Source organism: Parabacteroides sp. 20_3 (genome assembly GCF_964238835.1).
GTDB classification, from domain to species: domain Bacteria; phylum Bacteroidota; class Bacteroidia; order Bacteroidales; family Tannerellaceae; genus Parabacteroides; species Parabacteroides distasonis.
The window spans coordinates 453,717-466,358 of sequence record NZ_CAXSNO010000002.1 but is presented as its reverse complement, the minus strand read 5'-3'; the positions used below and the strand labels follow the sequence as shown (position 1 = coordinate 466,358).

Genomic DNA, 12,642 nt, shown 5'->3' with positions numbered 1-12,642 from the left:
ATCCGTTGTTTTTTAACATAAAGGCCTCCCCTAAAAGGAGGCCTTTTTTGTTTCCGGAAACATGACATTATGCTTCTCACCACCTTTGTATTACAAAAGACTACCACATCATACCCATGAGCCAGAATGGAATGGCGTTGCCTACAGGGTAGTCGGTGTTGTCTCTCAAGACATAGTCCGCTTCTTTAGGATTTTTGTTTTTTCCTCCAACTTCTAGGGTTTGTGATACATGGTCTTTTGTAATCACATAATCACCTTTCTTCTCGTCTTTCATGGCGTTTATCTCGTAACCTGCCCTAGAAAAGCAGTGGACAGTGTAGGCTTCACGTTCCGTTCCTTGGTCTGCATTCAAAACCTTATAAGCACATGGGTCTGCGAACAACATTTTTGCGCCAGTGCTACGGGCTTTCGTGTCATTGGGGTACTTTACTATTTTCAATAGATCTACACTTTCCATCACAAAGAGTAGTTGATAGAGTTTTTCCGCTCCTATTCCCCAGTCGGAGCATAAGGAGGTGACTTGTACACGAGGTATTGAGGAGTTTGCCAGTGTGCCGATAATGGCTCGCATCACACGTAGGTTGTTTTCGGAAATGCTAGGCAGGAAGAACGGTATATCGTTATTGAGAATTTTGTCGATGATAGCCATGTAACGTGCTTCGAAATCTTTCTCTTGGTAGAAAGGACGTGTACCGTAACTACGATAATTGAGGAAATGGTTCAACAGCTCCGCATCTGGTTGTGTAGGTAGTATTGTGTCTCCCAGTTTATACTTGGGGTATATTTGGCCAGTTTCAAGATATAGAAATTCTCTGAACGACATTAAAGGCATCTGTATCGCTACATAACGTCTGGACAAGTCGGCTTTGCCATCACGAAGTACTAACGATGAGGAATCTGAAATCCAGATGATTTTTCCTGGATAGTCATCATACAAGGCCTTCAGATGTATGCTCCAGTTTGATGCGTAGTGAATCTCGTCGATAATAACACCTTCATAACCAAGCATGAATACGCTACTAACTAAGTCATAGAGCGGTTCGCCAATAATCTTCGGATTATCAGCAGAAAAGTATAATAGGCGCCTGCCTTGTGAATGATGGAGTAGAAATGTAGATTTGCCACATCCTCTGGCACCGGTTAGCATCAGGTTTTTAGGGAGCTCATCAAACTCCGTGGTAAATGGCCGCAATCTCTGCGGAAGAGCCGCTAATCGGCGTTGCATGGCCGTTACCAGTGTTTGGAGTATATTTGTATTCATTCTATGGAATTTATATTTACGCACAAAATTACCGAATTATTTCTATGATAGAAAGAATTTATGCAAGAATATTTCTGTGCCAGAAAGAATATTGGCACTTTTCTTTCTGTTACGGAAATATTACGGTTCTCGGATGGATATCTTTGAAAGGCCTCTTTCAAGAGGGAAATGAGTGGCTTATGGATTGAAAATAAAACCCTCCCTTTTGCTTATAAAATGTAAGCTTTGTTAACCAAACGTCCGATAAAAACATTTTTTCCGTGAAAGTGTCAATTATTTTATGTTTGTTTAAACAATATGTTAGGGATTGTCTGTATCTTTGCGGCAAAATCAAAAAGTTGATTCGACAATGGAAGTATTGAAGCACGAGTGTGGTGTCGCCATGGTCCGGTTACTGAAGCCTTTGGAGTATTATCACGAGAAGTATGGTAGTTGGATGTATGGACTGAACAAGCTCTATTTGCTGATGGAAAAGCAGCATAACAGGGGGCAGGAAGGAGCGGGTTTAGCCTGCGTGAAGTTAGAGGCAAATGCCGGAGAGGAATATATGTTCCGTGAACGGGCCGTCGGGACCGGAGCTATTACCGAGATATTTGCCGCAGTTCACGAACACTACAAGGATTTAACCCCCGAACAACTCAACGATCCGTTATTCGCCAAAGCCAACCTACCTTTCGCCGGAGAGCTTTATATGGGCCACCTCCGTTACAGTACCACCGGAAAATCCGGAATCTCTTATATCCATCCTTTTTTACGACGCAATAACTGGCGTGCCAAGAACCTCGCCGTTTGCGGAAATTTCAACCTGACAAATGTTCATGAGGTATTCGAGGAGATCACGGCGATCGGCCAGCATCCCCGGAAATATTCCGATACCTATATTATGCTGGAGCAGCTGGGACATCGATTAGACAGGGAAGTGGAGCGCCTGTACCAAAAGTGTGAGGCGGAAGGATTGAGAGGGATGGATATCACACATGCCATCGAGGATCAAATCGATTTGTCGAACGTGCTGAAACGCTGTACCCCGGGCTGGGATGGTGGTTTCGTGATTTGCGGTATCACCGGTAGTGGCGAGTCGTTTAGCGTACGGGACCCGTGGGGAATCCGTCCGGCCTTCTATTATGCGGATGATGAGATTATCGTGTTGGCTTCCGAGCGTCCGGTTATACAAACCGTGATGAACGTGCAGGTAGAGAATATCCGGGAGTTGAATCGGGGAGAGGCGATACTCGTCAACAAGAAAGGCGAGTGGCATATCTCCCAGATCGTGGAGCCGAAAGAGAATAAGGCTTGTTCCTTCGAGCGTATCTACTTCTCACGGGGTAGCGACGTGGATATTTACAGGGAAAGGAAGCGTTTGGGAGATAATCTCGTGCATCCGATCTTGAAAGCGGTGGATTATGATTTGAATCATACCGTCTTCTCTTTTATCCCGAATACGGCCGAGGTCGCTTATTTCGGGATGCAGGAGGGGTTGAACAACTATTTGAATAAGCTGAAAAAAGAATGGATCGCCGATCGTAGTCACTTGCTTAGGGAAGAGGAACTGGAGCAAATCCTTTCCATGCGAATCCGCTCGGAGAAAGTAGCTATAAAAGATATAAAATTACGTACATTTATCGCTGAGGGCAATAGCCGCAATGATCTGGCGGCGCACGTGTATGATATTACTTACGGAAGTATTGAACCTTTTATCGATAATCTGGTTGTGATAGATGATAGCATCGTGCGGGGTACTACCTTGCGCCAGAGTATTATCGGTATCTTGGATCGCCTGCATCCGAAGAAAATCGTGATCGTAAGTTCTTCTCCGCAGGTACGTTACCCGGATTATTACGGTATCGATATGTCCCGGATGAACGAGTTTATCGCTTTTAAGGCCGCGGTGGCCCTGTTACGTGACCGGGGGATGGAATACGTGATCTTGGACGCTTATCAGAAGGCGAAGCGACAACAAACAGCGGCGGATGGTCCGTTGGTGAATTACGTAAAGGAGATATACGCCCCGTTTACGGACGAGGAGATATCCGTTAAGATGGTGGAGTTGCTTACACCGGCCGGGACGCAGGCGAAAGTAGAGATCGTCTACCAGACTTTGGAGGGCTTGCATGCCTCTTGTCCGGAGCATCCGGGTGACTGGTATTTCTCCGGCGATTACCCGACACCGGGCGGGACTCGGTTAGTGAACGAGGCTTTTATTCACTATATGGAAGAAGAATATTTAGTGAAATGACACAACATACAGATTCTATGCAGACAAACAGAACAGCAACTTTGATGTTAGACGACGGTACCGTCTTCCGTGGCTACTCTTTCGGCTATGAGAGACCGGTCGCCGGCGAGGTCGTGTTCAATACCGCTATGACCGGATATCCGGAGAGCTTGACGGACCCTTCGTACGCAGGCCAGTTGATGGTGTTGACTTATCCGCTCGTTGGTAACTACGGTGTCCCGCCTCGTACGTTCGAGCCGAACGGGATCGCTACGTTTATGGAGAGCGAGAAGATCCACGCCGAGGCGATTATCGTTAGCGATTACAGCCATGAGTATAGCCACTGGAACGCCGAGCGCAGCTTGGGCGACTGGTTGAAGGAGGAGAAGATCCCGGGCATATACGGTATCGATACGCGTGCGTTGACTAAGAAATTGCGTGAGCATGGCGTGATGATGGGACGCATCGTTATCGGCGATGCCGATAACGAAATTGAAAATGGAGAATTGAAAATGGAGAATTATGAGCATGTGAACTATGTGGATCGGGTATCGTGCAAGGAGATTATTTGTTACCTGCCCGATGGTACGAGCCAGACCTGTTCTTTATCGGAAGCCTCCAATTCTCGATTCTCGATTCTCAATTCTCAATTCCTAAAGCGCGTCGTGCTTTTGGACTGCGGCGTGAAACATAACATCATCCGTTGCCTGTTGAGGCGTAACGTGGCGGTGATCCGTGTGCCTTGGGACTACGACTTCAATCAGCTGGAATACGATGGCTTGTTTATCAGCAACGGTCCGGGCGATCCGGATACTTGCGATGCCGCCGTGCGGAATATCCGTAAGGCGCTTTCCGGGGATAAGCCGATTTGCGGTATTTGCATGGGTAACCAGTTGTTGGCGAAAGCCGGCGGTGCTTCTATCTATAAATTGAAGTACGGTCATCGTAGCCATAACCAGCCGGTACGTATGGTAGGCACGGAGAAATGCTTCATCACCTCGCAGAACCATGGTTACGCCGTGGATAACGATACGCTGGGTGAGGAGTGGGAACCGCTGTTCATCAATATGAATGACGGGACGAACGAGGGTATCAAGCATAAGACGAAGCCTTTCTTCTCCTCTCAGTTCCATCCCGAGGCTTGCAGCGGGCCGCTGGATACGGAGTTCATGTTTGATAAGTTCGCGGACTTACTGTAGCCCCGTTCGTTTCCGGGTGTCGGAATAACTCGTTTCCGGGTATCGGAATAACCCGTTTCCGGGTGCCGGAATAACCCGTTTCCGGGTGTCGTAAATACAAACATTAAAAAAATGAAGCAATGAAAGAAGATATAAAGAAAGTCCTGATACTCGGCAGCGGAGCCTTGAAGATTGGTGAGGCGGGCGAGTTCGATTATTCAGGCAGCCAAGCCCTGAAGGCGATTAAGGAAGAGGGGATTCAAACGGTATTGATCAATCCGAATATCGCTACGGTACAGACCTCGGAAGGAGTCGCGGACACGGTTTATTTCCTGCCCGTTACTCCTTTTTTTGTGGAAAAGGTGATCGAGAAGGAACGTCCGGAAGGTATCTTGCTCGCTTTCGGCGGGCAGACGGCGTTGAATTGTGGCGTGGCTCTTTACCAAAGCGGCGTGCTGGAGAAGTATGGCGTGAAGGTATTGGGTACCCCGGTGCAGGCTATCATGGATACCGAGGATCGGGAGTTGTTCGTACGCAAGCTGGATGAGATCGACGTGAAGACGATCAAGAGCGAGGCCGTGGAGAACGCCGCTGACGCTCGTCGTGCGGCCGCTGAGCTGGGGTATCCGGTCATCGTCCGTGCCGCTTATGCGCTGGGGGGCTTGGGTTCCGGTTTCTGCGACAATGAGGAAGAATTGGACGTGTTGGTAGAGAAGGCTTTCTCTTTCTCTCCGCAAGTATTGGTGGAGAAAAGCTTGAAGGGCTGGAAAGAGGTAGAGTACGAGGTGGTGCGCGACCGCTTCGATAACTGCATCACGGTATGTAACATGGAGAATTTCGACCCGCTGGGAATCCATACGGGAGAGTCTATCGTGATTGCCCCCTCGCAGACCTTGAGCAATACGGATTATCATAAATTACGTGAGTTGGCGATCCGTATCATTCGCCATATCGGTATCGTGGGCGAGTGTAACGTGCAATACGCTTACGATCCGGAGAGTGAGGATTACCGGGTGATCGAGGTGAACGCCCGCTTGAGCCGTTCTTCGGCCTTGGCTTCTAAGGCGACCGGTTATCCGTTGGCTTTCGTGGCCGCTAAATTAGGCTTGGGCTACGGTTTGTTCGACTTGAAAAACTCCGTGACGAAAACGACTAGCGCTTTCTTTGAGCCGGCTCTCGATTACGTGGTATGTAAGATCCCTCGCTGGGACTTGGGTAAGTTCCACGGCGTGGCTCGTGAGTTGGGTTCCAGCATGAAGTCGGTTGGCGAGGTGATGGCGATCGGACGTACCTTCGAGGAGGCTATCCAGAAGGGCTTGCGTATGATCGGGCAGGGTATGCACGGTTTCGTGGAGAATAAGGAGTTGGTGATCGAGGATATCGATAAGGCTTTGCATGAGCCTACCGACCGCCGTATCTTCGTTATCTCGAAGGCATTCCGAGCCGGTTATACGGTAGACCAGATTCATGAGCTTACCAAGATAGACCGATGGTTCCTACAGAAACTATATGGAATCATGCAGACCTCCAAGGAGCTTCACGCTTTCGATATGAAGGGGATCCAACGTTGGCGCATCAATCCGGAGTTGATCCGCCGGGCGAAGATACAAGGTTTCTCTGATTTCCAGATCGCCCGTGCGATTGGTCTCGACGGGGATGTGGAGAAGGGTATGATGTTGGTTCGCCAGTTCCGTAAGGAGCATGGCATTCTTCCGGTGGTGAAACAGATCGATACCTTGGCCGCCGAGTATCCGGCGCAGACGAATTACCTGTACCTGACGTATAGCGGTACGGAAAACGACGTGACGTATTTGGGCGATCATCGCTCGATTGTCGTGCTGGGTTCCGGCGCTTACCGCATCGGTAGCTCGGTGGAGTTCGACTGGTGTGGCGTGCAGGCCTTGAATACGATCCGTAAGGAGGGTTACCGCTCCGTGATGATCAACTACAATCCCGAGACGGTATCTACCGACTATGATATGTGCGACCGCCTTTATTTCGACGAGCTTACCTTCGAGCGTGTGATGGATATCCTTGAGCTGGAGAACCCCCACGGCGTGATCGTCTCCACCGGTGGCCAGATCCCGAATAACTTGGCGATGCGTCTGGACGAGCAGCATGTGAATATCTTGGGGACATCCGCCAAGAGCATTGATAATGCCGAGGACCGTGAGAAGTTCTCCGCCATGTTGGATCGTATCGGCGTGGATCAGCCCCGCTGGAAAGAGCTTTCTTCCATGGAGGATATCAATGGTTTCGTGGCGGAGGTAGGCTTCCCCGTATTGGTTCGCCCGAGTTACGTACTGAGTGGCGCCGCCATGAACGTCTGCTCGAATCAAGAGGAGTTGGAGCGTTTCTTGAAATTGGCCGCCAATGTCAGCCAAAAGCATCCGGTGGTGGTAAGCCAGTTCATCGAGCATGCGAAAGAGGTGGAGATGGATGCCGTGGCCGATCATGGCGAGATCGTGATGTATGCCATCAGCGAGCATATCGAGTTTGCCGGGGTTCATTCCGGCGACGCTACGATTCAGTTCCCGGCCCAGAAATTATATGTGGAGACGGTTCGTCGTATCAAGCGTATCAGTAAGCAGATCGCTAAGGAGCTGAATATCTCCGGCCCGTTTAATATCCAATATCTAGCGAAGGGCAATGAGATCAAGGTGATCGAGTGTAACCTTCGTGCCAGCCGTTCTTTCCCGTTCGTGAGCAAGGTGCTGAAGATAAACTTCATCGAGTTGGCTACCCGTGTCATGCTGGGCTTGCCGGTAGAGAAACCGAATAAGAATGAGTTCGATTTGGATTACGTGGGTATTAAGGCCTCTCAATTCTCGTTCAATCGCTTGCAGAAAGCCGATCCGGTATTAGGGGTCGATATGGCTTCCACGGGCGAGGTGGGTTGTCTGGGCGACGATGTATCCGAGGCGGTGTTGACGAGTATGCTCGCTGTCGGGCAACGGGTTCCGGAGAAGAATATCCTCCTGTCCACCGGTACGCCGAAGCAGAAGGTAGCCATGCTGGATGCCGCTAAGATGTTGGCGGCGAAAGGCTACAATCTATTCGCTACGGGAGGTACACACCGTTTCTTGGCGGAGAATGGCATTCCGAGTACGAAGGTGTACTGGCCGAGCGAGAAGGGAGAACCGCAGGCGCTTAAGATGCTTCATGAGAAGCAGATCGATATGGTCGTGAATATCCCTCGTGACCTTTCCGCCGGCGAGCTTGACAACGGCTATAAGATCCGCCGTGCCGCCATCGACCTGAATATCCCGCTAATCACCAACGCCCGTCTGGCCAGCGCTTTCATTCAAGCTTTCTGTACCTTGAGCGTAGATGATATCTGCATCAAGAGTTGGCAAGAATATAAATAAAAGGGGACTTGACGTAAATCAAGTGGTATTTATTTCGTAAGTTTGCGGAAACAAACAAAAACAACCATGAATATGGATACAGCGATATTTATAGCTCGCAGGATCGCGGCGCAATCGATTCTACTCAGTGAGGAAGCCGCCCAGAAACTGGCCTCTATCTTAATCCGGACAGAATTGAAAAAAGGCGCCCTGTTTTTGAGCGAAGGAGAGGTTTGTACGCAACTCGGTTATGTCTATAAGGGAATGGTTCGCCAGTTTTACTTCAAGAATAAGAAAGAGCTGACCGAGCATTTCGCTAGCGAGGACAACATCTTCATTTGCATCGAGAGCTTCTTGCGCCAACGTCCCGCTAATCTGTTGGTGGAGGCCTTGGAGAATACGGTACTGTATGGTATTCCTCATGATCCTTTATTGGCATTGTGCGCCGAGGATTACGAGATCGAGGTCATGTATCGCCGCCTGTTGGAGAATTCGCTGATCCTGTCTCAACGGAAAGCGGATTTCCTTCGTTTCGAGACCGCTAATGAACGTTATGCCCGCTTATTGAAAGAACACCCTGAGATCGTGCAGCGTGCCCCCTTGTCCCATATCGCTTCTTATTTGTTGATGACTCCCGAGACGTTGAGCCGGGTTAGGGCAAATATGCAGTTGTGATGGGCCTTTAGGTGTTAATTATATACGGTGTCGTATATAAGGATATAAAGATATAATTAGTATGAAGGTAGGATTATTTATCCCATGTTACATTAACGCGGTGTATCCCGAAGTGGGTATCGCCTCGTATAAATTGTTGAAGCATGTGGGTGTGGATGTCGATTATCCGATGGACCAGACCTGCTGCGGACAACCCATGGCGAACGCTGGCTTCGAGGATGAGGCGGCTCGCTTGGCCCTCCGGATGGAGGAACAGTTTAAGAACTATGACTACGTGGTAGGCCCCTCGGCCAGTTGCGTAGCCTTCGTAAAAGAGAACCATCCCCATATATTGGGAAAGCGGGATCACGTTTGTATGAACAGTAAGAAGATTTATGATATCTGCGAGTTCTTGCACGACGTGGTGAGACCGGAATCCCTGCCGGCCGTTTTCCCGCATAAGGTGAGTATCCATAATAGTTGCCACGGGGTGCGTGAGTTGCATCTCTCGTCGCCCAGCGAGCGTAATATCCCGTACTATTCCAAGTTACGTGATCTTCTTTCCTTGGTGAAAGGTATCGAGGTGTTCGAGCCGAGGCGGGTGGACGAATGTTGCGGTTTCGGCGGTATGTTCGCCATCGAGGAGCCTGAGGTCTCTACTTGCATGGGACAAGACAAGGTAAAGGATCATATGAGTACCGGCGCCGAGTATATCACCGGTGCGGATAGCTCTTGCCTGATGCATATGGAAGGGGTTATCAAGCGGGAGAAACTTCCGATCAAGACTATTCACATCGTTCAAATATTAGCGTCCGGATTATGAGTACGAAACATGCTATAGCAGCGGCCCGTTTCCTAGAGAATAAGGAGAATGAGGCTTGGCACGACCATACGCTTTGGATGGTACGTACCAAACGGGATAAGATGAGCCATTCGCTTCCCGAGTGGGAGCGGTTGAGGGAGTTGGCCTCGGAGATCAAGCTTTACTCCAACAGCCATCTGGACACGCTTCTGGAGGAGTTCGAGAAAAACGCGATCGCCAACGGGGCTATCGTGCATTGGGCGAAAGATGCCGAGGAGCATAACGAGATCGTCTTGCGGATCTTGCGCCAGCATGATGCCCGGAACCTGATCAAGAGCAAATCGATGCTGACGGAGGAATGCCATATGAATGAGTTCTTGATGTCGAAAGGAATCGATGTGGTGGAGAGCGATTTGGGTGAGCGTATCTTGCAATTGATGCATTTGGCCCCGAGCCATATCGTGATGCCGGCGATCCATATCAAACGGGAGCAGATCAGCGAGATGATGGAGCGTGAGATGGGAACGGAGAAAGGGAATATCGACCCTACCTACCTGACGCATGCCGCCCGTAAGAATCTGCGTGAGAAATTCCTGCATGCCGACGTGGCGATGACGGGCGCTAACTTCGCCGTCGCCTCTACGGGCGAGATCGTGGTTTGTACCAATGAGGGAAACGCCGATATGGGAACCTCCTTCCCGAAGGTGCATATCGCTACGATGGGGATGGAGAAGATCGTACCGAATCTGGAGGCATTGGGCGTATTCATTCGTTTGCTGGCTCGTTCGGGTACGGGGCAACCCATCACGTCTTATACTTCCCATTATCGCCGTCCGTCCGAGGGACAAGAGTTCCATATCATTATCGTGGATAACGGGCGTAGTGATATCTTGGCGAAACCGGATCATATTCGTACGTTGAATTGCATCCGTTGTGGCGAGTGCATGAATACCTGTCCGGTATATCGCAGGAGTGGTGGCTATTCGTATACGTATTTCATTCCGGGACCGATCGGGATCAACTTGGGTATGCTGAGGAATCCGGAGGAATATTCGGATAACGTATCGGCTTGCTCCTTATGTCTTTCTTGCTCGAACGTTTGTCCGGTAAAGATCGATTTGGGCGAGCAGATTTACCGTTGGCGACAAGATTTGGATAAGATCGGTAAGGCGAGCAAGGAGAAGAAAGTGATGTCTTTCGGCATGAAGTTCTTGATGGAACGTCCGGGATTGTTCAATACGGCGTTGAAGTTTGCTCCGGTAGTGAATCATTTGCCCCGTTTCATGGTCTACAATGGCTTGAACGCTTGGGGCAAGGGACGTGAGCTTCCGGCTTTCGCCAAGGAGTCGTTTAATGATATGTGGAAGAATAATAAGGTGAGATAATGAGTAGTAAAGATTCTATATTGGCGAGTATCCGTCGTCATACGGGTGCACGCCACGAGATGCCTGAGCTTACGTTGGAGGCGATTACCTATGCGGATAAGTTGGCTACGTTCTCGGAGGTGTTAGCCGGGGCGGGTGGCAAGGCCATCGAGTTAAAGCCCGGCGAGGATGTGAATGAGGTGATCCGCCGTGAGTTTCCGGAGGCGAAACGTATCGCCTCGAATTTGAAGGAGATTACTTGCGCTACCTTTAACCCGGATGGGCTGACCGATCCCCGGGAGTTGAACGGAACGGACGTATCTGTGGTGGAGGGTAGTTTCGGCGTGGCGGAGAATGCCGCTGTCTGGTTACCCCGTCAGGTACGTTATAAAGGTCTGTACTTTATCTCGAACGCTTTGGTGATCTTGTTGGACAAGACTCAATTGGTTCATACGATGAATGAGGCTTACCGCCGTACTGCCACTATGGATTATGATTACGGAGTCTTCATGTCCGGTCCCTCAAAGACTGCTGACATTGAACAAGCCTTGGTATTCGGGGCGCATGGCCCGATCCAAGTAGTAGTCCTGTTAAGATAAAATCTATACCCTTTTGAGGGGATGAGACGGGGCACGCCCCGTCTCTACAAGTTGTACGTTATTTACAGCTCTCCAATATTTCCCGTGCCACGCTACCCGTTACATTCTTCGCCTCCCCGAAGGCGGCGTTTCGTTCATTGAAGCGATTCTCGATCTCGGTGATTGTCGTATCGCCGATCTTCTCTTGGCTGAGGCGGGTAGATAAACCGAGGCTTTGGAAAAATTGCTCGGTCTTCTCGATGGCTTGGCTTACCCGTTCCTCTGTCGTTCCACTATGGATACCCCATACCCGTTCGCCGTATTGCAGGATCTTGCCCTCTTTCTGCTTGCGTAGGGTGCGTAAGGTTCCGGGGAAGACGATCGCTAAGGTCGCTCCATGCGTCAATCCGTGAAGGGCGGTTAGCTCGTGTCCGATCATATGGGTAGCCCAGTCCTGCGTTACGCCCATAGCGATAAAGCCGTTCAAGCCCATCGTGGCGGATAGCATGAAATCTGCCATCAGGTCGTAATTCCTCGGATCTTCCTTAATCTTCGGGGCGATCTCAACCAAGGTGCTTAAGATGCTTTCCGCCCAATGATCCATCAAGCGGGATTGGTCGGTCGTAGTCATATATTGCTCCATCACGTGGACGAAGGTATCGGCGATACCGCAAGCCACTTGATACGGGGGTAGACTGAAGGTCGTCTCCGGATCCAAGATCGAGAATACGGGGAAATTGCTGTAGAACGGGAATTTCTCTTGCGTCTCTTTCCGGGAGATCACGGCCCCGCTATTCATCTCGGAACCTGTGGCGGGCAGGGTCAGTACGGTACCCATGGGCACGGTATGATAGTAATACCCTTTCTGTACCAATTCCCAAGGATCACCGTCGTACAGGATGCCGGCGGAGATTAGCTTCGTCCCGTCTATGACGGAGCCACCGCCTACCGCCAATAGAAAATCCACCTGCTTGCCTTTCGCTATCTGGATAGCTTCTCGCAAGGTCTCGATGGTGGGGTTAGGCTCGATGCCCCAGAACTCGATATAGTCACGATCCTTTAGCGCCTTGATCACTTGGTCGTACACACCGTTTTGCTTTACGCTACCTCCTCCGAAGGTGATCATGATGCGATGCACCATCGGGATGGCCGTACTCAGTTTCTCAATCATGCCCTTACCGAATAATAAACGGGTTGGGTTGTGAAAAGTGAAGTTATTCATAGGACTATTTACTGTTTTTAT

The 12,642-nt window shown here is 49.9% G+C and carries 9 protein-coding genes; 7 read left to right on the top strand and 2 right to left on the bottom strand.

Translation table 11 applies throughout. The features are described from left to right. Nucleotides 1–100: 100 nt before the first annotated feature. Nucleotides 101–1,261, bottom strand: a complete 1,161-nt coding sequence (locus ACESPU_RS05730) for an ATP-binding protein (protein WP_005857865.1) — start codon at nt 1,259–1,261, stop codon at nt 101–103. Nucleotides 1,262–1,610: 349 nt separating this feature from the next. On the opposite strand from ACESPU_RS05730, the gene ACESPU_RS05725 reads away from it, so the two are divergent. From ACESPU_RS05725 to ACESPU_RS05695, 7 genes are all read left to right on the top strand, one after another. Then, on the top strand, nt 1,611–3,497 hold the full coding sequence (locus ACESPU_RS05725) for an amidophosphoribosyltransferase (RefSeq protein WP_022192178.1): 1,887 nt from the start codon (nt 1,611–1,613) through the stop codon (nt 3,495–3,497). Beyond that, nucleotides 3,494–4,675 carry a glutamine-hydrolyzing carbamoyl-phosphate synthase small subunit gene (carA, locus tag ACESPU_RS05720; protein WP_258830919.1) on the top strand — a complete coding sequence of 394 codons (1,182 nt, stop codon included), beginning with the start codon at nt 3,494–3,496 and terminating at the stop codon, nt 4,673–4,675. The genes ACESPU_RS05725 and carA overlap by 4 nt, the downstream gene beginning before the upstream one ends. A gap of 119 nt (nt 4,676–4,794) precedes the next feature. Beyond that, complete coding sequence (gene carB / locus ACESPU_RS05715; RefSeq protein ID WP_008772472.1) at nt 4,795–8,022, top strand: carbamoyl-phosphate synthase (glutamine-hydrolyzing) large subunit; 3,228 nt, start codon at nt 4,795–4,797, stop codon at nt 8,020–8,022. 72 nt (nt 8,023–8,094) lie between these two features. After that, the gene (locus ACESPU_RS05710) at nt 8,095–8,676 is read left to right on the top strand and encodes a Crp/Fnr family transcriptional regulator (RefSeq protein WP_005857857.1); all 582 of its coding nucleotides are present in this window, start codon (nt 8,095–8,097) and stop codon (nt 8,674–8,676) included. Nucleotides 8,677–8,737: 61 nt separating this feature from the next. Beyond that, nucleotides 8,738–9,478, top strand: a complete 741-nt coding sequence (locus ACESPU_RS05705) for a (Fe-S)-binding protein (protein WP_008772470.1) — start codon at nt 8,738–8,740, stop codon at nt 9,476–9,478. After that, on the top strand, nt 9,475–10,842 hold the full coding sequence (locus ACESPU_RS05700; RefSeq protein ID WP_373133190.1) for a lactate utilization protein B: 1,368 nt from the start codon (nt 9,475–9,477) through the stop codon (nt 10,840–10,842). Before ACESPU_RS05705 ends, ACESPU_RS05700 begins: the two co-directional genes overlap by 4 nt. Continuing rightward, entirely contained in the window at nt 10,842–11,420 is a 579-nt protein-coding gene (locus ACESPU_RS05695; RefSeq protein ID WP_036614996.1) for an LUD domain-containing protein, read from the top strand. Before ACESPU_RS05700 ends, ACESPU_RS05695 begins: the two co-directional genes overlap by 1 nt. Before the next feature lie 58 nt (nt 11,421–11,478). Here the strand turns inward: ACESPU_RS05695 and ACESPU_RS05690 are convergent, their stop codons facing one another. Continuing rightward, nucleotides 11,479–12,621, bottom strand: coding sequence for an iron-containing alcohol dehydrogenase (locus tag ACESPU_RS05690; RefSeq protein ID WP_048928681.1), 1,143 nt, complete (start codon nt 12,619–12,621; stop codon nt 11,479–11,481). Nucleotides 12,622–12,642 lie beyond the last annotated feature (21 nt).

Coding starts and splice junctions, on each gene's coding strand:
- ACESPU_RS05730 (WP_005857865.1), bottom strand. CDS start 1,261: ATGAATACAAATATACTCCAAACACTGGTAACGGCCATGCAACGCCGA.
- ACESPU_RS05725 (WP_022192178.1), top strand. CDS start 1,611: ATGGAAGTATTGAAGCACGAGTGTGGTGTCGCCATGGTCCGGTTACTG.
- carA (WP_258830919.1), top strand. CDS start 3,494: ATGACACAACATACAGATTCTATGCAGACAAACAGAACAGCAACTTTG.
- carB (WP_008772472.1), top strand. CDS start 4,795: ATGAAAGAAGATATAAAGAAAGTCCTGATACTCGGCAGCGGAGCCTTG.
- ACESPU_RS05710 (WP_005857857.1), top strand. CDS start 8,095: ATGGATACAGCGATATTTATAGCTCGCAGGATCGCGGCGCAATCGATT.
- ACESPU_RS05705 (WP_008772470.1), top strand. CDS start 8,738: ATGAAGGTAGGATTATTTATCCCATGTTACATTAACGCGGTGTATCCC.
- ACESPU_RS05700 (WP_373133190.1), top strand. CDS start 9,475: ATGAGTACGAAACATGCTATAGCAGCGGCCCGTTTCCTAGAGAATAAG.
- ACESPU_RS05695 (WP_036614996.1), top strand. CDS start 10,842: ATGAGTAGTAAAGATTCTATATTGGCGAGTATCCGTCGTCATACGGGT.
- ACESPU_RS05690 (WP_048928681.1), bottom strand. CDS start 12,621: ATGAATAACTTCACTTTTCACAACCCAACCCGTTTATTATTCGGTAAG.